The organism is Paenibacillus sp. PL2-23, assembly GCF_040834005.1.
GTDB lineage: Bacteria > Bacillota > Bacilli > Paenibacillales > Paenibacillaceae > Pristimantibacillus.
The window spans coordinates 1,260,151-1,285,128 of the sequence record NZ_CP162129.1; the positions used below are offsets into that span (position 1 = coordinate 1,260,151).

Below are 24,978 nucleotides of genomic sequence, written 5' to 3' on the forward strand. Positions count from 1 at the left end.
AGGTCCCCGGCTATGAACAGCTTTTCAGGCATGCAACAGTATCCATGCTCATCTATTTATGTTAATTTTAAGCCGTTTACAGGGATAGTTGAGCGTAAATCCATGCCTGAAGGAGAGAAGAAGCTATGACATTGAGACAATCAAGAAACGATGCGTTCGCCGATATTGCCGGTCACGACTCGTCGAATCGCAAGGAAGGGCTGGAGGTGCCGCAGCCTCCTGTGCTGGAGCATAAGGTATTGCCGTTGAAGGCTATTAATGGAAAGGAAGCTTCCAGCAGGGGGGTGTTCCAGCCGCTGCAACGTATGGAAACCGATGAGCAGCTGCATAGGGAGCTAGTTCAAATGAGAGAGATACATGAGCCTTATATGATGGATTTGGCGCCAGAGGCGGGGGGGCAGCGTCATCGACTGGCGATAAGCGAGTTCGATTGGCGTATTGCCACTGAGCAGGATTTCCGGGATTTTGCAAGCGTATTGGAGGGGGGCGGAGAATGGGAGCGGGTGACGATCCCGCATTACGGGGCACCTCTGGGGTTGGCGACGGTCTATTATCGCACGACGGTATGGCTGGATGAGAGCATGGCGTCCGCCGAGGCGCTGTTCGCTGTTTTCCGTGGAGTGGATTATCGCGCCCATCTGTTTGTGAATGGGTGCTTCGCAGGCTCGCATGAAGGTTTTTTTGCTCCATTCGAGTTCGAGATTAAGCGCTGCGTTCAGCCTGGCCTTAATGTGTTGGTGATTCAGGTGGAGAACGACTATGTCGTTCAGGGGAGCACGGACGAGAAGGGCGTGCGATGCGAAGGGGATAAGCTGTACGCGGCTACGGGACCTGGCTATGATGAGCCTGTGCATGGCTGGCATCATTGCCCTCCCGGCATGGGCATTTATCAGGAGATGTGGCTGGAAGCCCGTTCCCGCGTATATCTGAACGATATTTTTGTTAGGCCGCTTGGGGATTTGGAAAGCGCAGAGACCTGGATCGAAGTGAGCAATCTGGATCCTGGCGGCAGACAAGTGTCAATGGAGGTATCCGTCTACGGCCAGAACTTCGAGGAGGTGGTATTCGAGAATCGCAAGCTGGAACCGGATCATGCGGGTCAATATCTCATCTGGGCTTCGGAAGGCATGCAGGAGAACTTAACTAAACTGAGCCCTGAGGACGCTGCCAGGCTGCTGCCCGGCGATGATTGGTTTAAGAATGAGCCCTTGAGAGCGGAGAAAGGTATGAATCGGTTCCGTATGAGATTCCGTATTCGGGATGCAAGACTGTGGGAGCCCGCAACGCCGTGGCTCTACCAGATTCAAGTCAAGCTCCTGGACGAGCACGGACGGGTAGTGGATACGGTCTGCAGGCAGTTCGGCATGCGCTGGTTCCAAATGGATGAGACCGGACAGCGCAAAGGCAAGTTCAGTCTGAATGGCAAGCCGATTCGGCTGCGCGGAGCCAATACGATGGGACATGAGCAGCAGTGTGTCATGAAGAAGGACTGGGACCAGCTGAGGGACGATCTGCTGTATGCGAAGATAGCGAGGTTGAATTATTTGCGTCTGACGCAGCGTCCGGTACAGCAGGAGATCTATGATCTGTGCGACAGACTGGGCGTGATGACGCAAACCGATCTTCCGCTGTTCGGCAAGCTGCCTCGCAGCCGGATAGACGAGGCGCTGAAGCAAGTTGGCGAGATGGAGCGGCTTGTTCGCTCTCATCCGTGCAATATTATGGTTTCCTATATTAATGAACCTTTTCCTTATGCGTCCTGCAAGCCTCATCGGCATGCCGTTCGAGATGAAATGGAGAGGTTTTTCGAGGCAGCGGATGTAATGATACGATTGGCCAACCCTGATAGGGTCATCAAGGCAGTGGATGGCGATTATGATCCGCCGGGCCCCGGGCTGCCCGACAATCATTGCTATACGTTATGGTATAACGGACATGGCATCGATGCGGGGATGCTGCATAAAGGCTATTGGACGGCAGTCAAGCCGGACTGGTATTACGGCTGCGGCGAATATGGCGCCGAAGGGTTGGATGCTGTAGAAACGATGCTGGCGCATTATCCGAAGGAGTGGCTACCTTCCAATCCTGATGCGGAAACGGAATGGTCGCCGAGCGCCATTGTTCAGGCTCAGACAGGAAGCTTTCATTATTATTTCTATGACACACCGGCAAGCCTGCGGGAGTGGTGCCGGCAAAGCCAGAAGCATCAGGCGAGGGCAACACGCTGGATGACAGAGGCGTTCCGTCGAGACAACCGAATGGTATCGACAGCGATTCATTTGTTAATCGACGCCTTTCCTTCCGGCTGGATGAAAGCGGTCATGGATTGCGAGCGAAGAGCAAAGCCTGCCTACTTCGCATTACGAGACGCACTAGCACCGCTGCTTGCAAATTTGCGGAGTGACCGATTCGCCTATACGGCTGGAGAGACGGCAGAGATTGAAGCCTGGATCTGCAATGATTCGGGAAGTGCTCCTAAGAGTGCCGAGTGTTATTTCATGCTGGAGCAGAATGGGGTTTTACTTGCGAGCGGGAGACAGCCTGCTCAGGTTGCGGTTTGCGGAAGCCGGTTCCAGGGCTACGTCCAATTCCAATTGCCTGCTGTAGCCGATCGAACGCCGCTTACGCTGCGCATGGGGATCGTAGATGACCGTGGAGCCGTGCTGAACGATACCGAGCTGGAGCTGGAGGCTTGGCCAAGTCTCGATGCGACCTCTTCGACAGAATGGAGTCATCAGGGCTTAAGGGAGCGCCAGATTATACTGCTTGGCCAGGATGAGCAGCTACAAGTCTCATTAGAGAGAGAGTCCCGTATGGCAGGTCTCCTATTCAAGGCTTTGGATACAGGGGCGCTGGAGGAGAACGTGGATAACTCCGTGCTGTTCATTACCGATCCAGGCATCTTTACCTGGCAGGAGCCGGTGATCGAGGAGGCTGTTAGACACGGCTCGCATGTGATATTGTACGGCTGGCCGCCAGGACGCTATTCCATTATGGGGGACGAGGTGATTGTGCAGCCTTGCGTGTATAACGCCGTACACTTTGTATCTCGGGGAACCGGCCATCCGCTCGTTGCTGATTTCCGTGAGGATGATTTTCGGCTCTGGTACGACAAGGAAGTGGACCGAATTACTCCAATTGCGGACAGTATGACAATTTCTCCTATGTTCGATCCCGTACTGACGACTAGAGGAATGGATGGCCAGGGAGCACGCAAGGCAGCCTGTGTAGTGGGCGAGAAAAAAATGGGGGCGGGCACCATTGTGTTGTGCCAGCTTCAGCTCATTGACCGCGCAGAACATAATCCCTCAGCTAGAAGTTTCTTACAACGCCTGCTTCGAAAATAGCAAAAGAAACAAGGAGTTCTCGGATTAGGCGACTATTCACCGGATTCTACAGTATAAAGCGCGGAATATGCCATGTTAGAATGTGGGCACGATCAGGATTCGCACCTAGACCGAAGCACGTATTTGGGGTACCGACGGGAGGCGATGCATGAATCCACACCGATAGCTTTATCTCTTCTTGCAAGGCATCTTGACAGGCTAGAGGGCATCTACCAAAAAATAAGGGAGGAAAGTATTTGTATGTATGCCATTCGTCAGAAATCAAAGGCCGTAAGAAGTACCATTTGGTTCACGAACGCGCTTCTGCTCTTATCCTTATTGTTTCCAGCCTTTGTCGCAGAAAAAGCTTATGCCGCTGTGCTGAATGTAACCAGCTACGGCGCCAACGGCAGTGATTCAAACGATGACACAAGCGCATTCCAAAGTGCCATTAATGCATCTTCCTCAGGAGATACCATCTATATCCCGAACGGTGTGTACCGAATCAGCAGCGCCCTGCAGCCGAAATCGGGCACGTCGCTCGTCGGTCAGAGCGAAGCGGGCACCGTATTGCTATACACTGGGAGCGGCAACGAAATTATAGCTTTATCGAATAAAACCGGCGTTGAGCTAGCGGAGTTCACCTTGAACGGCAATAACAATACCAGCCTGTACAGCGCGATCTACGCACATAAGGGCGGGGAGCATCATATTCACGACCTGACTATTAAGAGTCTGGCGAGAGCCTCCGGCTTTGGGCCATTCGGTGTTTATTTGGTTGGGACAAACGGACATTATAACGACGGTGTGACCGACAGCATCATTGAGAATACAACCTTCCTGGATATCGGGAACAGCTCCTTATGGGGGAGCGCTTTCCGAATTGCTTGGGGCTCACACAGCAATCAAATTTTGAATAATACAATTAATCGGACCGGAAGGGGCGGCATACTTGCAAACGATGGCGCCTCCGATCTTGTCATTATTGGCAATACAATCACGAATACTGGCTTAACCGATCAGAAATTGAGCATTGAGGTGTGGCAGGATTGTGATCGCGCCATTATTGAAGACAATGTGACGGACAGCTGGATCAGCGTACACGACTCCAATAATTCGGCGGTCAGAAACAATACGATTGAACGAATTGGATATGGTACGTATGCCAAATACGGCTTGGAGCTGATTGGCTCCAAAAACGTAGTATTCACCGATAATGTAGTGGATTCCGGCATGCAGCTCGGTATTACGGTTGCAGGCAGCAATCCGGCCAGACCGAATCACTACGCTTATTGGGGTTACAACTCCTTCGAGAACATGCTCCAATGGGGCGCTCAGATTCAGGGAGGAACGGCGACTGCCGCTTATCACTATTTCTACAAAAATGACTTCAACGACACCATTAAAAATCATCCTGCTGCTCTTTATCCAGGAAGCTCAGGCTATGGCTTCCGTGTCAATGGGAATGTCACCGATTTCACGCTGGACAATAACAATATCAAGGACAATGACGATCTGGGCATTCAGTTTACAACTGCTGCTGGGGTTGATCGCTTCAGCTTTGTGAACAATGCGATTACGGGTAATGGAGCGGCTTCAATTAATGCCTATCCATCTGCAGCAAGCCACTTGATCTGGAGCGGCAATACAGTCAGCGGCAATGGCACGAATACGCAATTAACTTCCCGCGGCTTCTCCAATGCCAAGCCCACGGCTTCCTTCAGCGCAGCATCGACAGGAACGGCGGGCGTGCCCGTCAGCTTTACGAATACCTCGTCTGACTCCGATGGTTCCATTGCCCATGTGCTGTGGGATTTCGGTGCAGGAATACCATCGACAACATCTTCGCCTTCATACACTTATGATAAGCCCGGCACTTATCGAGTCACGCTGCTCGTATGGGATAACGGCGGCAGGGGCAGCATCAAGGAGCACACTATTACGATCAGCAGCTCTGGCAGCGACACACAGGCGCCAACCGTGCCTCAAAGCTTTGTATCGACAGGTGTGACAACAACGACTGCGTCCTTCTCCTGGAGCGCATCCTCGGACAATGTCGGAGTGGCAGGCTACCGCATTTACCGGAACAGCATACTTGTCGGCACGACAGCCAGCCTGGCGTTTACGGATACCAGCTTGACGCCGGATACGACGTATTCGTATACGATCAAGGCTTATGACGCCGCTAACAATGAGTCTAGTGCAAGCAGCGCGGTCAGTGTAACTACGGATGAAGTGCCATCGGGAACACCACTGACGGTTAACAACGCAACAACCGGTACGGGACTTCACCAGTTCAACTTCAATGGTACGTGGACGGCAGGCTCTAATGTGGATTCCTACAATGGCGACAACCATTGGTCGAATGTCACGAATGCCTACTACGAGGTGAAATTTGAGGGCACTCAGGCAAAGCTGTATTCGGAGAAGTGGACCAACATGGGCATTGTTGCTGTATCCATTGACGGCGGAGCGGAGACGATGGTAGATCTGTACCAATCCACGCGGCAGCATATCGCGCTAGTGTACACAAGCCCAGTATTGGCAGACGATGAGCATACGCTTCGTGTGCGTATTACAGGTAATCGCAACGCGAGCTCAACAGGCAACTACCATGTCGCTGACAGGGTGGATGTGATAACGGCAGCGCCTCCTGCCGGCCTGCCTTCACCGTGGCTTCAGACGGACATTGGATCGGTTGGCATTGCGGGAGACGCGGAATATGCAAGCGGTGTCTTCACGGTGTATGGATCAGGCTCCGATATTTGGGGGACGGGAGATCAGTTCCATTATGTATATCGGACGTTATACGGAGACGGGGAAATTGTCGCACGAGTAAGCAGTGTAGAGAACACGGACAGCAATGCCAAGGCGGGAGTGATGATTCGGGACAGTTTGGATGCGAATGCCAAGCATGCGCTTATGAACATCACGCCTGGCTCACAGACACAGTTTTTGAGAAGAACGTCGACAGGTGGGACAACCTCTTATACGCTAGGCAACAGTCAGTCGGCACCGCACTGGGTCAGACTGGTTCGCTCGGGCTCCACCTTTACGGCTTACGAGTCCGCGGACGGCAGCAGTTGGACACAGGTCGGATCGAACACAATTTCCATGGGAACTAACATTTATATCGGACTTGTTGTGTTAAGCAAAAACAATGGACAGCTGAACGAATCTGCTTTCGAGCAAGTGACGGTAACAGATTAGGAGTTTTCAGTGGTGCGGCGGTGCATGACTGCTTGATATACTTCATGCGCCGCATGCTCCACATCAGCCATAATCTATGCTTTTGGAATTGAGACGAGCGACCGCGTTTAGATGTAGGATTTATCGCCAAATAGAATTTCCGTTTTCGAATACTCGAAAACTTATACATTCTATTGTGGTTAAAAAGGGGCGTTTAAGCGTTGAAATGTTATCGATAACCCCAAATGAGGAGGCTTTACCATGATCAATCGCTCAACAAAGAGAAGGGTTAAAAAAGCGATCTGTCAGCTTCTGCTGGTGGCACTCATCCTCCAGACGGGATGGATGCTGCCCGAAGCCAGCGATACAGCATCAGCCAGTGAAATGATAAACGAGACGGAAGGTCCAGTCCGTCTAGGGCTGCATGTTACTCAGCAAGAGCTTGAGATCTGGAGAGAACGGGCCAAAAACGGGCCTTATAAAACGATCGGCGATGTCGCGCCAAATTCACCAGGCAGCTGGGATCGTATCGTGTCCAGCACCCGGCAATTTTTAGTGGATCCCGCCGCTGGGCGAGAGACGACAAGCACAGCTGCCGTAGATGAATCCGGTGCAGTCATATTCGCTGCTCCTAATGGAGGGCAGCCGTGGCAAATCCCGTCACATCCACATAGTACAAGATTGCGTGACGCAGCATTCTATGCGCTCGTTATGGACGATGACGAGGTGCGTGCCGAGGTAGCTGCGGAGCTGCTGACAACGATCACTCATCCCGATATGGACTTCTCGAATCGTACGCGCTGGAGCAATGATCCTTCGGTCAACTGGGATTTGAATCCTGGCTTCGCCATTGCGGCCGTGCTGGAGAAGCTGCTTTACGCACGCGATTATATTGGCCGAGAGGCACTTACCGAGGAGCAAAATGTCATATTCGACAATTGGCTGTACCACGCGGCGGATTTGTTCGTCGATGATCGCACGCGCTCCTTCGACGAGGCTTGGCCGGAGCGATACAACAACGATTATTCCGCCGACGGCTGCGCGGATCCTTGGTGGTACAGCGATCCCAAGCTGTTCGACGGAGGGATCGAAACGTATCATGTTAACCTGCGAGCCAATAATCGGGCTATCCATCTATTTGAATTTGCCGTTCCAGCTGCTATTTATTTGAAGGATCACGGTTATGAGCCGTCTGGCGGCAATCCAGGCAGGACACTTGAGGAAATTATTGATGTCAGCAAGCAAGCGGCACGGGACGTACTGAATACCACCATATACCCTTTTGGAGCAATGGCAGACTTTATGCGGGGGTATCAAGGCGGTGAAATCGCGCTTTCCTACGGTACGAATCAGGTGGCGTCCATCACCTGGATGGCTGAGCATTTGGCCAGAACAGGAGATTACGATTTATATGACTTTCAGACGACGGCAGGGGCATGCGGCAGCCAGGTAATTGAGGACATCAATGAGCGCGACCCGAACCCTAATCTGGCCTACGATCTGGATGAGGGCTTCAAGGATATACGATACGCTAATCGCACAGTCATGAGATATTACGATGGAACCTACAATCGTACCTGGAATGGGTCGCCGATTAACGGCACTTCTACAGGGAAGGTTGGCGAATCCTATACGACGATGCTGGCTGCTCGTTACTATCAGGACAAGGATTTGCACGATACGTCTCTTCGCAAGCGTAACGGAATGGCTTCGTATCCATCTAACGCAGTCGGCTTCCATGCTCAACCAGGATATACGTGGCATGGAGGGTTCGCCAGCACGTTATTTATGTTCGGGGATATGGGGGATGTATGGCCTTACCCTAACTTGCCGAATCCCTACAACACGAAATTAAGCGGGCTAACCATCAGTGTTGGTGAGCTTGGTCCAGCATTTGACGCTACGACAAACACATATTCGGCAATTGTTGATCACACTGCGACTTCAGTCCTGGTTGTGCCTCAAGCGGAATACGATAAAGCGATTGTCAAGGTGAATGGCACATCTGTTACAGGAAGCGGTCTGCACGTAGAGCTGGCGGTTGGAACGAATAAAATTGAAGTAACGGTTGCCTCGCCTTCTGGCATTACGGAGCAGATCTACACGCTATGGTTGGTCAGAGCGGCGGAGGATAGCGCTCTAGGTGCTCCTGGTTTGCCGGTATTAACGAGTGCAAGCACGAATGGCACCAGCTTGTCTGACGGTTATGTCACGTTGAGCATGAACAAAAACGACGGGAACAATGGCGCGGTTTATCGTCTGTACGAAAACGGGAGGCTGCTGGATACTGTATTGCTTGCAGACGAGAGCTCCGGCATACAGACAGCCCAGACGATTATTCCCGGCCGGGCTAACGGCACCTACACGTATACCTGTGAATTGGCCAATCAGCATGGATCGAGCTCATGCGAGACGTTGACGATTACTGTCACCGATGCTAATCCCGCGAAGCCGGTATTGAATCATGACAACTCGGACGGCAATGGGGATTACAGCATTGAGATGGTGATGCCGGAAGGGACAAACGGCTCGGAATATGTACTGTACGAGAATGGGATCGTTGTCGATTCCAAGCAGCTGATCTCCAATACACCTCAGCCGCAGTCGGCTTCGACGGTGCTATGGTACAGAGCTAATGGCACCTATGAGTATTATGCAGAGGTAAGCAATAAGTTTGGCACAACCCAAAGTGACAGCATCTATGTAACCGTTAACCAATCAGGTGTTGCTGAGGTATTGTCTTCCAAACAGAGCTGGAACAGAGATGATATCCATCAACTGGGCGTTCATCATACGGACAATAAATTATTAATCGAATTCGGCCTGATCCCGCTATTTGACAATATTAATGCGGTCGTAGCTTATAGCGATTCATCAACAACGATTAAAGGGTACGACAACATCTCGATGATCATTCGCTTGAATCCTGGTGGATACATGGATGTAAGAGATGCGGATACGTATACTTCGCTGGTTCCATTCACCTATTCATCCAACACCAGTTATCGGTTCAGAATTGAAGCTGATCTAGCGAGCCAGACCTATGATGTCTGGGTAACGCCAGTCGGCAAGAGCGAGATACAGCTTGCGGAGGACTACGGGTTCCGTACCAGCGCGCCAGCTATGGATGATCTGGGTCAACTGGTCTTGTACAGCTTGCAGGGCAATGATGAGTTCCAGGTTATTGATCATCGGGTGACGCCAATGCCAATGCAGGCATTAGCAGATGGATATGTGCAGTCTCATCAGTCCCATCAGGAGAGCAATTATGGCTCCACCGACCAATTACGAGTTAGTCAAGCCAATCAAGCTGCCAACACGAGCAATACCTATGTGAAATTTGATATTAGCGAGCTGGCTGGCGACATATCTGGTGCAGTTCTGAAGATGTTTGGCCGCCTTGAAGCTCAATCGGAACAGAGTGTGACCGCAGCTGTTCATGGCGTGATCGCCGAGGACTGGACAGAATCAGGGCTGACCTGGGTGAATGCCCCAGCAGGTGGAGACGAATGGAGTCGTGTTGATATCTCCAGCTCAGAGGCGCGTTGGTACCAATGGGACGTAGCCCAATATGTTCAGGAAGCGATCGAGGCAGGCCAGGAGACCATCAGCTTCCAGATTGCAGCGGCGACGGAAGGCGATGAAGCTGTTGTATTCGACAGCAGAGAGCATGCCAGCGGCCATGCGCCGACATTAAGCTGGAGCAGACCTGCGGATAAGCAGCCTCCGACAGTGCCTGCCAATGTGGAGGCAGTGGATGTGACAATATCAACTGCGACACTGCAATGGCAGGCGTCTACCGACAATCATTCACTGCTCGGCTATCATGTTTATCGGGATGGAGTAAAGATAGCATTTACAGCTGAACCGCAGTTTGCAGATACGGGACTAATAGTTGATTCCCAATACAAATATGCAATAGCTGCTGTGGATCTAGCTGGCAACCTATCTGCAAGAAGTGACGAGATTACCGTAACGGCCACAGGTGCTCAGCCCATCTGGCATGTTACGGATGGCGCACAGATGACTGATATCGAAGGCGGCTTCGAGCTGTCCGGAGCCAATGCGAGAGCGGGCTATATGGCGCAGAAGCTGAAGGATGAGACGATTTCCTTCACGATGAACGCAGACCTTGAGGGCAATGCATGGCCGGCAGTCGTCATGCGGGGCACAACTTACGATACAGCCGTGTGGAATACCGGCAATCAGGGTTATTTGGTAGTCTTTAAGAAGGATGTAATGGAAATACAGAAGTTCATTTACAATTCGTCTACGTCCAAGACGACCAATGCCAAGTTTGAAGCAATTGATATTCCGGGTGTGATCATCAGCGGAGAAGATCATTATGTTCAGGTTGGTGTTAGGAATGAAGGGGAAGCAGCACGTCTGTACGTGTATGTGGACGGGGAATTCATCTACGAATGGCTGGACGAAGACAATCCTCTTATGGAGGAAGGCTATACGGTGTTCTATGCGATGTCTGGCCAGCCGCTGCGCGTAACCGACCTGTCATTCGGACCGCTGGCAACAGAGAAGTGGCATGTTACGGATGGCGCACAGATGACTGCTGTCGAAGGCGGCTTCGAGCTGTCCGGAGCCAATGCGAGAGCCGGCTACAAAGTCAAAAAATTTAAGGATGAGTTTTTCTCCTTTACCATGAATGCGGAGCTTGCGGAAGGGGCATGGCCAGGAATCGTCATGCGCGGCCAGAGCTACGATATACCATTGTGGAACAGGGGAGATCAGGGTTATCTGGTTGCTTTTAAGGAAAATGAGATGGAGGTTCAGAAGTTCTTATACGATCCCGTTAAGAACCAAACGGCCAATAAGAAATACGATACCGTTGATACGACTGGCAAGGTCGTTAGCGGTAAGGATCATCTTATTCAAGTTGGTGTTGTGAATGAAGGGGATGCTGCAAGGCTCCAGGTTTATGTGGATGGGAAATTGCTGTATGAATGGCTGGACGAGGATCAGCCTTTGCTGGATAGAGGGTACGCGGTGTTCTATGCGATGTCAGGTGATCGGCTTGCCATAACGAACTTTAAGTATGGACCGCTGGAGCTGCAGGAACCGCAGGAGCCACAAGAACCGCAGGTGCCAGTCCTTCCGATTATTGTCGGTGGCGAGAAGGAGAAGGATGGTCTGGAGCTCTTGGGCGAGACAAACAGTGAAACGTTGGGCAGCCGCAAGATAACCACCGTAACGCTGGACGCCAAAAAGCTGGACGCCTTGATTGCGGCGAAGGGGACTCCCAAGTCGCTTGTACTCCCCTTCAAGGAGGGCGCCGACTCGGCTGTCGCCATCCTCAAGGGAGATATACTTGCCAAGACGGAGCTCCAGGAGACGATTCTGGAGGTACACAGAGGCAATGCCGTATATAAGCTGCCGGTGAAGGAGGTTGGCCTCGAGAAGCTTCGTTCTTCGCTTGGCAAGGATATAAAGCTGGAAGAAATCGAGATCTCTATCGAAGTGTCCACAGCCAGCGATTCCATTCATCAAGAGGCTGCGGCGTCAGCCCAGAAGAGAGGCTTTGAATTGCTTGCGCCTCCTGTTCAATTCCGGGTCGAGGCGAGCTATGGCAGCAGCAAGCAGGAAATCTCAGCCTTCAGCGGTTATGTAGAACGCCTTATAGAGCTTCCTGAAGGCATCAGCGCGGATGAACTAACGACAGGTGTCGTGCTTGAGCCGGATGGCTCTTGGCGGCATGTGCCAACCAAACGGACAAGGCTGGACGGCAAAGCTTACGCTGTGATCAGCTCGAAATCCAACAGCACCTATGCCATTATTGGCGGCCAGAGGACATTCGAGGATATTGAAGGCCATCCATTCGAAGCAGCCATCACGGATATGGGGGCTAGAATGATTGTCAATGGTGTAGGAGGAGCTAGGTTCGCACCGAGCGGTCAAGTGACACGCGCTGAATTTGCAGCGATTATTGTGAGAGGATTGGGTCTCAAGCTGGAGAAGCAAGCAGAAGCTTTCACAGATGTGAACGCTTCGAATTGGTACAGCTCTGTTGTTCATACCGCCCATCAATTTGGAATGATTCAGGGCTTCACGGACGGCTCCTTCCGTCCAAACGACCGCATAACGCGAGAGCAGGCACTGACAATTATGGCGCGGGTCTTACGCATGGAGGGTATCCAGGAACGGCTGAAGGAAGAACACTCGACTCTAGATTGGAACCAATTTGTTGATCTGGATATGGCGGGCGCTTGGGCGCTGCCTAACATTCAAGCTGCAGCACAGGCTGGACTGTTAGTGGAGCTGTGGGGCTCACAGCTCGAACCGCAAGTGTGGCTGACCAGAGCAGAGGCTGCCGAGCTGATTCATCGGCTGCTGCAAAGAGCTGAGTTGATTTAACGATTGACCTTTTGCAGGCAGAAGGAGGAAGCTGCCTTCTGCCCTACTTCAATTATGGAGGAAAAAGCATGAGACTGGAGATCAGCCCGGACAAAACTGGGTTTATGAGGAACGGCAGACCGTTTTTTCTATTGTCTGACACCGCATGGTGCGCGCTGTATAATCTGACTGAATCCGAGTGGAGACAATATCTTGCTATACGCAAGCGGCAGGGCTTCAACGCCGTGCAATTGATTATGCTGCCTGAGCAGATGGTGGAGCTAGGCAAGGAATACCCCTTTCAGCTGCTAGATGCTGCAACGCTGGATTTCTATTCGCTAAATGATTCGTTTTTTGAGAAGGCGGAGCGGTTCGTGCGTATCGGCGCTGAAGAATTTGATATGGTCATGATGCTGTGGCTGACGTGGAGCCAGTTCATACCGGATACCGAATATGCCAATTACGCCAAAACTTTAGTGATGCCTCTTGATGCGATTGAGCCGTATGTTGAACGAACAGTCCGAGCTCTAGCTCCGTATGTGAGTGTATTTCCGGTCTGCGGGGATACCGACTTCAATTCGCCTGCTGCCTCAGAAGCTGTCATGAGGGTGCACCGTACGGTGAAACGATTAGCCCCCGAGACGTTAACGACCTTGCATCTGTACGGGGAGCATGGTCTAAACGAATATTCCACTCCCATCGCCAGGGAGGCAGACTTTTATATGTATCAGTCCGGCCATAGACTGGAGGGTCAACATTCTGCTTATACGCTGGCACAATATTTTGCACAATTGCCGGAACGAAAGCCGATTATGAACGGCGAGCCTTGTTATGAAGGCATGGGCATGATTGGGAGATACGGCCGATTTCACCGATTCGATGTACGGAAAGCGTTCTGGCAGAGTGTGTTAGCGGGGGCTTCAGCTGGCATTGCTTATGGGGCATACGGTATGTATACATTCCATCGGGGCGAGGGACCAGATCGTCTGATCCATCCCTTCAATTCACCGTTTGCTTGGAAGGAGGCCATTCAATTCCCAGGCGCGTCAGATTATTCGTTTGGGCAGAGGTTGTTTCAAGCTTATCAGATGCAACAACTCGTTCCAAAGCAAGAGCTGCTGGAAGAGGAGAATGAAGAAATTCGCATTGCGGCTTCTGGGAGTAACGATCTCATTGTCATATACGTCCCTTACAGCCATAGACTGCTGTTGAAGGTGGATTTCAGCGGATATGAGATAGAAATGATAGAGCTGGAGACTCATCGTTCAATTGAGCCGCAATGGCGGTGGGACAATGGAGTGACGAATGTGAAGATGAATGCCGTTAATTCGGATGTTCTGATTATTGCGAAGAGGGGAGCGTGCCACCGTTGATTAACGCCAGCGTACCAAGTGTATCTCAATTTTTGCAAAAGATTGATAGAAATATAGAGCGGTTTGGACATGTTGTGTTTCCTGTAACTGCTAGGAACGGACAATATTCCGATAAGAAGGATGAGTTCCTGAATCAATATCATTGGACGAATTCTTTTTTTACAGGTATGGTTGCCTATGCGTATGAGCTGACCAAGGAACGTCGATATTTGGAGCATTTGTACGGGTATAGTTCGCTGTATCGGGAAAAGGTGTTTGGACGTCCCTTAGAAACTATGCATGATCTGGGATTCTTGTATTCATTATATTCTATCGCCATTTATAAGCTGACGGGAGACCCGGCAGCGCGTGAAACAGCAATCAAAGCCGCTGATGTGCTGGCTCAGAGGTTTAAGCTGAACGGTCGCTACATTCAGGCATGGGGGCGAATGGACGAAGCGGAGGGCAGCTTTCACGGATGGATGATTGCTGATTGCATGATGAACCTTCCTCTCCTGTATTGGGCTTGGCAGGAAACGGGCCATCTGTATTACCGGGATGTTGCCAATGCTCATGCGGATACGAATATTGCTTATATTATCAGAGAGGACGGCACGGTTAGCCATGCCTACGGCTTTGATCCAATAACGGGCAAGCCTCTTGGCGAACGCAATCAATGCGCGGCAGATGTTGGCACCTACTGGGCCAGAGGAACCTCATGGCAGATCTACGGTTATGCGCTCGCATACCGATATACAGGTGAGCAGCGTTACCTGGAAGCTGCACAGAAGGTGGCTGACCGGTATTTGCAGGAGCTGGGAGGCGATGGCGTGCCTGTATGGGATTTTCGTGCGCTAGAGGGGATTGGAAGTGATACGGAACGGGATCCGACAGCTGCCGTCATTGTTGCCTGCGGCTTGTTGGAATTGGCAGAGGTTACGGGCAATAAAGGTCAAACGTATCGTCTAGCCGCTGTCGAGATGGTGAATGCCGTCTGTAAGGAGCCGTATTCCAGGTGGGAGGATACGGACGAGACCATAATCCGGGTGCCTAAACCAAACGGTGAGTTTGCCGGGGGGATTTGGGGCGATTATTTCTTCATGGAGGCCGTGCTACGCTTGCAAGGAGGAAGCTCTGTTTTCTGGTAGCTGTCACAAATCCAATCCCTCTCTCGTTCTATATGCGAAAGTAACATATAGTGGGAGAGTGGTCGTATGCAAACATTGACAATTGCAGTAGTTGGAGCAGGCTTCGCAGGGATACACACCGTGAAGGAGCTGCGCAAAACGTTCCAAAATAAAATGGATCAATACGCGCTGCGCCTCATCTTGATCGACCCTAATCCCTATCATCTGCGTAAAGTGCTGATGTTTAGGCCCGCTGTCAAAAATGAGGACATTCGAGTTCCGCTAAAGAGGCTGTTCCCTGAGGGCGTCGAATTGCTCCAGGGGACGGCCTGCCGAATTGTTTCTCCAGAGAGGAAGCTCGTTTATCTTACTGACACGGGAGAGGAAGGCATGCTGCATTACGATCGATTGATTATTGCGGCAGGAAGCGTCATTCGTCAGCCCGTTCCGGAGCTAGGGGGTATCGCGCTCTCATCATTGGAGAACGCCGAGCGCATTCGCAGGGAATGGCAGGCTCGGCTTGTTCAGGCAGCGAAGGAAACTGATCTTGAGGAACGTGAACGAATGTTGCGAATAGTGATTGCGGGAGCGGGAATCAGCGGCATGGAGACGGCAGCAGAGCTGGCCTATTATGCACGGCAGGACGCGAAGGCAATAGGTCTGGATCCGGAAGGCGTCAGTATCGAGCTCTACAATGCCCAGCCGCGGCTGTTCCTCGAGGGCCCCTCCAAGGTCGCGATGAAGCTGGAGCATCTTCTTCGGGACATGGGGGTTCGCGTCATACACGATACCCGTGTGATGAAAGAGAGGGACGGTACTGTCTGGCTGTCGGACGGAGGGCAACGCTCGGCTGGACTCTGCATCTGGACGCTTGGGCTGTTGCCCAATCCCAAGCTGCGCTCGATTGGATTGCCCGTTACTCCGGAGGGCTACGTACTTGTCGATACTAGCTACAGAGTGGCGGATATACATGGCGTGTACAGCATCGGAGACTGTGCCCGAGTTGTAGATCCAGCCAGTGGACAGCCGGATGGGAGCACCTGCAAGGAAGCGATTCCTCAGGCGGCAAGATTAGCTAAGGTCATCCTGGCCGATCAGGAGGGACGCCGCGCGCCTGTGCACCAGAGCTATATGACAACGTTCTGCATAGGCCTAGGTCCAGACAAAGGCTTGACTTGGGTCCGCAAGTGGGGGCTCGATATCGTCATCACTGGCAAATTGGGCTGGCGGATCAAACAATTTACTTGGGATACAGCCAGCTTGTTATAATGAAATATGAGAGTATGCGGGTTGAAACGGAGGCGCTGAAGATCGAGCATTTGTACAGTCAATACAGGGGCCTGCTGCTTACGCTGGCTTATCAGATGACAGGCGAGTGGTCCGACGCGGAGGATGTTGTGCAGGACGTGTTCCTCAAAGCATTCCACGCACAACCACCGGGCTTGAAGGAAGAGTCCAAGGCTTATTTGTGCAAAATGGTCGTGAATCGCTGCCGCGATCTTCACAAATCCGCCCGCAAGCGGCGGGAGCGATATGTTGGAGAATGGCTGCCCGAGCCGGTCCCGACGTCGGAGGACGGACCGCTGGAGCAAATCATGCGTGACGAACTGCTGTCTTATGCGACAATGGTGCTTCTAGAGAAGCTGTCCCCCGCAGAAAGAGCGGTGTTCGTGCTGCGTGAGGCGTTGGGCATCGACCATGCAGGTATAGCAAGAATCATTGACAAAAGCGAGATGAATTGCCGGAAGCTGTTCAGCCGTGCCAAGGGTAAGCTTAATGAAGGAAATCTGGAGATCGGAGAGCAGGGGCGGAACAAGAATGAGCGGGAAGCGTGGATACGTCAATTCGTGTCCGCTTTCGGACAGGATCAAACGGAGCAAATCATCGACATGCTTTCTGACGATATCGTGCTCGTCTCCGATGGAGGAGGGAAGGTGTCCGCGGCCGTTCGGCCAATTGCGGGCCGGGAGTACGTCATGGCATTTCTTTTGGGCATTTTCCGGAAAATGTCCCAGCCTGATCATGAAGCGATGAGCTTCGAGTTCCGGGAGATTAACGGCCAGACGGGGATCGTTTTTCTGGTGGGCGGACAAATCGATTCCGTGGTCATGCTTCAAGCCCAGGGTCAATCCCTCCGCCGAATTTACATTATTCGCAATCCCGATAAGCTCCGTAACTTTAGGTAGGCAGACGCTGGGACTCCTTTTTATTTAACTTGCCCGATCATTCACGACAGCACACTAACCTTCTTGAAGCAGCCGCCTTTATGTTGTTTTCGTTTTGTATTATGAATTTGTTGAATTTGTAGTTGCATTTCATATTAGGGGTATGCTAAGATATGATTCTTGTCGTTGATAACTGGAGTGAATAATCTTTAGCGAATGTAACCATTGAAAATGCAGTAAAAATTCTTTTTAAAAAAAGACTTGCATTTTGAATGACAAACGTGATAAGATATTAATCGCCGCTGAAAAACGGCATGAATGAAAAACATTGTTCCTTGAAAACTGAACAACGAGCGAAACTGCCCTGTTTAAAGTTTTGCGAAGCAAAACTGCTTCGTAAGCATTAAATAGATAAAGCAACAAACGTTAATGAGCAAGTCAAACACTTTTATGGAGAGTTTGATCCTGGCTCAGGACGAACGCTGGCGGCGTGCCTAATACATGCAAGTCGAGCGGAGTTACTCCTTCGGGGGTAACTTAGCGGCGGACGGGTGAGTAACACGTAGGTAACCTGCCTGTAAGACTGGGATAACATTCGGAAACGAATGCTAATACCGGATACGCGAGTTGGTCGCATGGCCGATTCGGGAAAGACGGAGCAATCTGTCACTTACAGATGGACCTGCGGCGCATTAGCTAGTTGGTGAGGTAACGGCTCACCAAGGCGACGATGCGTAGCCGACCTGAGAGGGTGATCGGCCACACTGGGACTGAGACACGGCCCAGACTCCTACGGGAGGCAGCAGTAGGGAATCTTCCGCAATGGGCGAAAGCCTGACGGAGCAACGCCGCGTGAGTGATGAAGGTTTTCGGATCGTAAAGCTCTGTTGCCAGGGAAGAACGCTTGGGAGAGTAACTGCTCTCAAGGTGACGGTACCTGAGAAGAAAGCCCCGGCTAACTACGTGCCAGCAGCCGCGGTAATACGTAGGGGGCAAGCGTTGTCCGGAATTATTGGGCGTAAAGCGCGCGCAGGCGGTCAATTAAGTCTGGTGTTTAAGGCTGGGGCTCAACCCTAGTTCGCACTGGAAACTGGTTGACTTGAGTGCAGAAGAGGAAAGTGGAATTCCACGTGTAGCGGTGAAATGCGTAGAGATGTGGAGGAACACCAGTGGCGAAGGCGACTTTCTGGGCTGTAACTGACGCTGAGGCGCGAAAGCGTGGGGAGCAAACAGGATTAGATACCCTGGTAGTCCACGCCGTAAACGATGAATGCTAGGTGTTAGGGGTTTCGATACCCTTGGTGCCGAAGTTAACACATTAAGCATTCCGCCTGGGGAGTACGGTCGCAAGACTGAAACTCAAAGGAATTGACGGGGACCCGCACAAGCAGTGGAGTATGTGGTTTAATTCGAAGCAACGCGAAGAACCTTACCAGGTCTTGACATCCCTCTGACCGGTTCAGAGATGAGCCTTTCCTTCGGGACAGAGGAGACAGGTGGTGCATGGTTGTCGTCAGCTCGTGTCGTGAGATGTTGGGTTAAGTCCCGCAACGAGCGCAACCCCTAATTTTAGTTGCCAGCACTTCGGGTGGGCACTCTAAAGTGACTGCCGGTGACAAACCGGAGGAAGGTGGGGATGACGTCAAATCATCATGCCCCTTATGACCTGGGCTACACACGTACTACAATGGCCAGTACAACGGGAAGCGAAACCGCGAGGTGGAGCCAATCCTATCAAAGCTGGTCTCAGTTCGGATTGCAGGCTGCAACTCGCCTGCATGAAGTCGGAATTGCTAGTAATCGCGGATCAGCATGCCGCGGTGAATACGTTCCCGGGTCTTGTACACACCGCCCGTCACACCACGAGAGTTTACAACACCCGAAGTCGGTGGGGTAACCCGCAAGGGAGCCAGCCGCCGAAGGTGGGGTAGATGATTGGGGTGAAGTCGTAACAAGGTAGCCGTATCGGAAGGTGCGGCTGGATCACCTCCTTTCTAAGGAATACTCAGTCACGATGATGACTGATAAGGAAACTTCGGTTTCCACAAGCAACTCTCAGGCAGGAAGTTGCTCGCTCGTTGTCAGTTTTGAAGGATCAATTGATCTTTCAACAGCATGGTTGCGTATTTTCTGAAGTCATTCAGGATGCGGAATCAACGAAAAACGCTAGCCGTTTGGTGGCGATGGCGGAGGGGATCCACGCGTTCCCATACCGAACACGACCGTTAAGCCCTCCAGCGCCGATGGTACTTGGACCGCAGGGTCCTGGGAGAGTAGGACGTCGCCAAGCGGGTATATCATAGATGAAGCGACTTATCTCTCCCTTGGGAGAGTATCGGAAACTTGATCGATGAATACTCAAGAAGCTGAACCGATGTTTAATGAAGTCTCCGATGCCGACCTCGAAGTCATTCGAGAAGTTGATGCAATCGGTGCGGAATGGACGTCGCCAAGCGGATTTTTCTTGTCATGAATATGTCGAATGAACCAACATTTTCTTGTTGCAGAAGTCGAGTAGACATGGTAAGATACAAATCCTGTCGCAGCAGTGCGGCATTGCACCTTGAAAACTGGATAACGAAAGTAACAAGAAGATGCAAATCTTCTGCTGAAACATCCTTTAGCTGAAATTAAACTAGCAGCGAGCTAAGCTTTGCGAAAGCGAGCCAAGCCGTTGCGAAAGTGAAGGTTGTTCGAGATTGTCCCGACATCTTTTTATTTTGTTTAAACCACCACATCATCTGTGTGAGGGGTGAAACAAAGTAAAAACGGCGGGCAAGCCGAATCAACCGGAACGATAGGTTAAGCTAATAAGAGCGCACGGAGGATGCCTAGGCACCAGGAGCCGAAGAAGGACGTGGCGAACAACGATACCGCCTCGGGGAGCCGTAAGCAGGCTTTGATCCGGGGATTTCCGAATGGGGAAACCCAGCTGGGGTAATGCCCAGTTACTCTTGACTGAATACATAGGTCAGGTAGAGGCATACCGGGGGAACTGAAACATCTAAGTACCCCGAGGAAGAGAAAACAAAAGTGATTCCGTCAGTAGCGGCGAGCGAACGCGGATTAGCCCAAACCAAGGAGCTTGCTCCTTGGGGTTGTAGGACGTCTCACATGGAGTTACAAAGGTGTTGGTTAGGCGAAGAGGTCTGGAAAGGCCCGCTAGAAGAGGTAAAAGCCCTGTAACCAAAAGCCAGCACCCTCCGAGACGGATCCTGAGTACGGCGGGACACGTGAAACCCCGTCGGAATCCGGCAGGACCATCTGCCAAGGCTAAATACTCCCTGGTGACCGATAGTGAAGCAGTACCGTGAGGGAAAGGTGAAAAGCACCGCGGGAGCGGAGTGAAAAAGAACCTGAAACCGTGCGCTTACAAGAAGTCAGAGCCCGATTAATGGGTGATGGCGTGCCTTTTGTAGAATGAACCGGCGAGTTACGATCACGTGCAAGGTTAAGGTGGAAAGCCGGAGCCGCAGCGAAAGCGAGTCTGAATAGGGCGCCATAGTACGTGGTCGTAGACCCGAAACCGTGTGATCTACCCCTGTCCAGGGTGAAGGTGCGGTAACACGCACTGGAGGCCCGAACCCACGAATGTTGAAAAATTCGGGGATGAGGTGGGGGTAGCGGAGAAATTCCAATCGAACTCGGAGATAGCTGGTTCTCCCCGAAATAGCTTTAGGGCTAGCCTCGGTGATGAGTGTCGTGGAGGTAGAGCACTGATTGGGTGCGGGGCCCGCCAAGGGTTACCAAGTCTAGTCAAACTCCGAATGCCATAGACATGCTTACCGGGAGTCAGACAGTGAGTGCTAAGATCCATTGTCAAGAGGGAAACAGCCCAGATCATCAGCTAAGGTCCCCAAGTGTGTGTTAAGTGGGAAAGGATGTGGAGTTGCACAGACAACCAGGATGTTGGCTTAGAAGCAGCCACCATTTAAAGAGTGCGTAATAGCTCACTGGTCGAGTGACTCTGCGCCGAAAATGTAACGGGGCTAAACACACCACCGAAGCTATGGCATGTCGCAGCTTTCACTTTGTTCTGGTTAGAGACGGGACATTAGTCAGAATCAACCGCTTAGGTTGTTCAAGATTCTGACCAAATGCCCCAGGCTAAACCACACCAGATTGAAGTGAAGGCTGCGACTTGGGTAGGGGAGCGTTGAATGTAGGTTGAAGTCAGACCGTAAGGACTGGTGGACAGCATTCAAGTGAGAATGCCGGTATGAGTAACGAAAAGACAAGTGAGAATCTTGTCCGCCGAAAGCCTAAGGGTTCCTGAGGAAGGCTCGTCCACTCAGGGTAAGTCGGGACCTAACGCGAGGCCGAAAGGCGTAGTGGAAGGACAACAGGTTGATATTCCTGTACCACCGAAAATCGTTTGAGCGATGGGGTGACACAGAAGGGCAGTGACGCGGACTGATGGAATAGTCCGTCCAAGCAGTGAGGCTAGTTGGTAGGCAAATCCGCCAACTGTAAGGCTGGGCTGTGATGGGGAGCGAAAATTGCAGTAGCGAAGGTCATGTACTCCGGCTGTCAAGAAAAGCCTCTAGTGAGATCAAGGTGCCCGTACCGCAAACCGACACAGGTAGGCGAGCAGAGCATGCTAAGGCGCGCGGAAGAACTCTCGTTAAGGAACTCGGCAAAATGACCCCGTAACTTCGGGAGAAGGGGTGCCTCGGTAGGGTGAATAGCCCGAGGGGGCCGCAGTGAAAAGGCCCAAGCGACTGTTTAGCAAAAACACAGGTCTGTGCGAAGCCGTAAGGCGAAGTATACGGGCTGACGCCTGCCCGGTGCTGGAAGGTTAAGGGGAGCGGTTAGGGGTAACCCGAAGCTGTGAACCGAAGCCCCAGTAAACGGCGGCCGTAACTATAACGGTCCTAAGGTAGCGAAATTCCTTGTCAGGTAAATTCTGACCCGCACGAATGGCGTAACGACTTGGGCGCTGTCTCAACGAGAGATCCGGTGAAATTTTAATACCTGTGAAGATGCAGGTTACCCGCGACAAGACGGAAAGACCCCATGGAGCTTTACTGCAGCTTGATATTGGACTTTGGTACGATCTGTACAGGATAGGTGGGAGCCATCGAGCCCGGAGCGCCAGCTTCGGTGGAGGCGTCCTTGGGATACCACCCTGATCGTATCGGAGTTCTAACCTGGTACCGTGAATCCGGTACAGGGACCGTGTCAGGCGGGCAGTTTGACTGGGGCGGTCGCCTCCTAAAATGTAACGGAGGCGCCCAAAGGTTCCCTCAGAATGGTTGGAAATCATTCGAAGAGTGCAAAGGCATAAGGGAGCTTGACTGCGAGACCTACAAGTCGAGCAGGGACGAAAGTCGGGCTTAGTGATCCGGTGGTACCGCATGGAAGGGCCATCGCTCAACGGATAAAAGCTACCCTGGGGATAACAGGCTTATCTCCCCCAAGAGTCCACATCGACGGGGAGGTTTGGCACCTCGATGTCGGCTCATCGCATCCTGGGGCTGAAGTAGGTCCCAAGGGTTGGGCTGTTCGCCCATTAAAGCGGTACGCGAGCTGGGTTCAGAACGTCGTGAGACAGTTCGGTCCCTATCTGTCGCGGGCGCAGGAAATTTGAGAGGAGCTGTCCTTAGTACGAGAGGACCGGGATGGACGTACCGCTGGTGTACCAGTTGTTCCGCCAGGAGCACCGCTGGGTAGCCAAGTACGGACGGGATAAGCGCTGAAAGCATCTAAGCGTGAAGCCCCCCTCAAGATGAGATTTCCCAATTTAGTAAGACCCCTTGAAGACGACGAGGTTGATAGGTTCGGGGTGGAAGCACGGCAACGTGTGCAGCTGACGAATACTAATCGGTCGAGGGCTTATCCTAAACACATCGTAAGCATATGCTTATGACAGCTAAAGCATTTCAGCAAACTTTCGTATCCAGTTTTCAAAGTGCAAAGCCTTGAGAGCTATTCAAACGTAATTTCTTGAATTGTAGCGTATTTTCTGAATCAACTCTTGAAGCTGTTCATCGAAAAACGCGATATTCCCTGATAGCTCAGTTGGTAGAGCACTCGACTGTTAATCGAGTTGTCACAGGTTCGAGTCCTGTTCGGGGAGCCATACAGAGAGGTGTCCGAGTGGTCGAAGGAGCACGATTGGAAATCGTGTATACGTTAACCGCGTATCGAGGGTTCGAATCCCTTCCTCTCTGCCAGTAAGGCCCGTTGGTCAAGGGGTTAAGACACCTCCCTTTCACGGAGGTAACAGGGGTTCGAATCCCCTACGGGTCACCAGTATGGAGGATTAGCTCAGCTGGGAGAGCATCTGCCTTACAAGCAGAGGGTCGGCGGTTCGATCCCGTCATCCTCCACCATTCATATAACGACGCGGGGTGGAGCAGCTCGGTAGCTCGTCGGGCTCATAACCCGAAGGCCGCAGGTTCAAATCCTGCCCCCGCAACCAAAACTTTTTCTTGTGGAGCTGTGGTGTAGAGGCCTAACATGCCTGCCTGTCACGCAGGAGACCGCGGGTTCGAATCCCGTCAGCTCCGCCATTTTTTTACCAAGCAATATGCCGCTGTAGCTCAACTGGTAGAGCAACTGACTTGTAATCAGTAGGTTGGGGGTTCAAGTCCTCTCGGCGGCACCATATGGCGGTCGTGGCGAAGGGGTTAACGCACCGGATTGTGGCTCCGGCATTCGTGGGTTCAAGTCCCATCGATCGCCCTCTAATGTTGGGGATTAGCCAAGCGGTAAGGCAACGGACTTTGACTCCGTCACGCCTAGGTTCGAATCCTAGATCCCCAGCCATTTTTTTTTCGAGAGCCATTAGCTCAGTTGGTAGAGCACCTGACTTTTAATCAGGGTGTCGTAGGTTCGAGTCCTACATGGCTCACCAGTTTCATACGCGGTTGTGGTGGAATGGCAGACACGCTATCTTGAGGGGGTAGTGGGCGTACGCTCGTGGAGGTTCGAGTCCTCTCAACCGCACCATACAACTCCATATGCGGTCATGGCGGAATTGGCAGACGCGCTAGATTCAGGTTCTAGTGTCAGCAATGACGTGGAGGTTCGAGTCCTCTTGACCGCACCATCATTAGCGGAAGTGGCTCAGCGGTAGAGCATCGCCTTGCCAAGGCGAGGGTCGCGGGTTCGATTCCCGTCTTCCGCTCCATTTTTATGTTTGCGGCCTTAGCTCAGCTGGATAGAGCGTTTGACTACGAATCAAAAGGTCAGGAGTTCGAATCTCTTAGGCCGCGCCATTATTACGGGATGTAGCTCAGCTTGGTAGAGCACCTGGTTTGGGACCAGGGGGTCGCATGTTCAAATCGTGTCATCCCGATACATGAATGAAACAAGCCCTTTTATCCATCAATGGATAGAGGGGCTTGTTTCTGTTATGAGAAAAGTTTACTGACCACCCATGCGGCGGTTGAAGCCTGCAAATCTGCAGCAATTCATCCCCATGAGGAGGGGTGGAAGTGGAATTGATGCAAATGTGCAGGATATTTAC

General features: G+C 51.9%; 8 protein-coding genes, 15 tRNA genes and 3 rRNA genes. All 26 read left to right on the forward strand.

What is annotated here, in order from left to right; translation table 11 throughout:
* The first annotated feature begins 125 nt into the window (after positions 1–125).
* The 26 genes from AB1S56_RS05405 (at position 126) to AB1S56_RS05530 (ending at position 24,807) form a co-directional block, all read left to right on the forward strand.
* Entirely contained in the window at positions 126–3,347 is a 3,222-nt protein-coding gene (locus AB1S56_RS05405; RefSeq protein WP_340872124.1) for a glycoside hydrolase family 2 TIM barrel-domain containing protein, read from the forward strand.
* Positions 3,348–3,587: 240 nt separating this feature from the next.
* A complete protein-coding gene (locus AB1S56_RS05410; protein ID WP_340872123.1) occupies positions 3,588–6,536 on the forward strand; it encodes a glycosyl hydrolase family 28-related protein in 2,949 nt (982 codons plus the stop codon).
* Between the two features lie 240 nt (positions 6,537–6,776).
* Positions 6,777–12,881 carry a DNRLRE domain-containing protein gene (locus AB1S56_RS05415; RefSeq protein ID WP_340872122.1) on the forward strand — a complete coding sequence of 2,035 codons (6,105 nt, stop codon included), beginning with the start codon at positions 6,777–6,779 and terminating at the stop codon, positions 12,879–12,881.
* Between the two features lie 68 nt (positions 12,882–12,949).
* Positions 12,950–14,233, forward strand: a complete 1,284-nt coding sequence (locus AB1S56_RS05420; protein WP_340872121.1) for a DUF4038 domain-containing protein — start codon at positions 12,950–12,952, stop codon at positions 14,231–14,233.
* Positions 14,234–14,307: 74 nt separating this feature from the next.
* Positions 14,308–15,360 (forward strand): glycoside hydrolase family 88 protein, encoded by a 1,053-nt coding sequence (locus tag AB1S56_RS05425; RefSeq protein WP_340872120.1) that lies wholly within the window; start codon positions 14,308–14,310, stop codon positions 15,358–15,360.
* A 66-nt stretch (positions 15,361–15,426) separates the two neighbouring features.
* Positions 15,427–16,608, forward strand: a complete 1,182-nt coding sequence (locus AB1S56_RS05430) for an FAD-dependent oxidoreductase (protein ID WP_340872119.1) — start codon at positions 15,427–15,429, stop codon at positions 16,606–16,608.
* 14 nt (positions 16,609–16,622) lie between these two features.
* On the forward strand, positions 16,623–17,525 hold the full coding sequence (sigJ, locus tag AB1S56_RS05435) for an RNA polymerase sigma factor SigJ (protein ID WP_340872117.1): 903 nt from the start codon (positions 16,623–16,625) through the stop codon (positions 17,523–17,525).
* Between the two features lie 426 nt (positions 17,526–17,951).
* A 16S ribosomal RNA gene (locus AB1S56_RS05440) occupies positions 17,952–19,498 on the forward strand.
* Positions 19,499–19,677: 179 nt separating this feature from the next.
* Positions 19,678–19,794, forward strand: a 5S ribosomal RNA gene (gene rrf / locus AB1S56_RS05445).
* A 60-nt stretch (positions 19,795–19,854) separates the two neighbouring features.
* The gene (locus tag AB1S56_RS05450) at positions 19,855–19,977 is read left to right on the forward strand and encodes a hypothetical protein (protein WP_367903434.1); all 123 of its coding nucleotides are present in this window, start codon (positions 19,855–19,857) and stop codon (positions 19,975–19,977) included.
* A gap of 327 nt (positions 19,978–20,304) precedes the next feature.
* Positions 20,305–23,347, forward strand: a 23S ribosomal RNA gene (locus AB1S56_RS05455).
* The 16S, 23S and 5S rRNA genes sit together here with 15 tRNA genes alongside, the layout of an rRNA operon.
* A 163-nt stretch (positions 23,348–23,510) precedes the next feature.
* Positions 23,511–23,586: transfer RNA gene (locus AB1S56_RS05460), tRNA-Asn, on the forward strand.
* A 3-nt stretch (positions 23,587–23,589) separates the two neighbouring features.
* Positions 23,590–23,680, forward strand: a tRNA-Ser gene (locus AB1S56_RS05465).
* A 4-nt stretch (positions 23,681–23,684) separates the two neighbouring features.
* Positions 23,685–23,759, forward strand: a tRNA-Glu gene (locus tag AB1S56_RS05470).
* 4 nt (positions 23,760–23,763) lie between these two features.
* A tRNA-Val gene (locus AB1S56_RS05475) sits at positions 23,764–23,839 on the forward strand.
* Between the two features lie 12 nt (positions 23,840–23,851).
* Positions 23,852–23,928, forward strand: a tRNA-Met gene (locus AB1S56_RS05480).
* A gap of 14 nt (positions 23,929–23,942) precedes the next feature.
* A tRNA-Asp gene (locus AB1S56_RS05485) sits at positions 23,943–24,019 on the forward strand.
* Positions 24,020–24,038: 19 nt separating this feature from the next.
* A tRNA-Thr gene (locus tag AB1S56_RS05490) sits at positions 24,039–24,114 on the forward strand.
* Between the two features lie 4 nt (positions 24,115–24,118).
* Positions 24,119–24,191: transfer RNA gene (locus AB1S56_RS05495), tRNA-His, on the forward strand.
* 9 nt (positions 24,192–24,200) lie between these two features.
* Positions 24,201–24,275 (forward strand) — tRNA-Gln (locus AB1S56_RS05500).
* 12 nt (positions 24,276–24,287) lie between these two features.
* Positions 24,288–24,363: transfer RNA gene (locus AB1S56_RS05505), tRNA-Lys, on the forward strand.
* A gap of 9 nt (positions 24,364–24,372) precedes the next feature.
* Positions 24,373–24,458 (forward strand) — tRNA-Leu (locus AB1S56_RS05510).
* A 13-nt stretch (positions 24,459–24,471) separates the two neighbouring features.
* Positions 24,472–24,558 (forward strand) — tRNA-Leu (locus AB1S56_RS05515).
* 6 nt (positions 24,559–24,564) lie between these two features.
* Positions 24,565–24,639: transfer RNA gene (locus AB1S56_RS05520), tRNA-Gly, on the forward strand.
* Between the two features lie 11 nt (positions 24,640–24,650).
* Positions 24,651–24,727: transfer RNA gene (locus AB1S56_RS05525), tRNA-Arg, on the forward strand.
* 6 nt (positions 24,728–24,733) lie between these two features.
* Positions 24,734–24,807: transfer RNA gene (locus AB1S56_RS05530), tRNA-Pro, on the forward strand.
* The last annotated feature ends 171 nt before the right edge of the window (positions 24,808–24,978 follow it).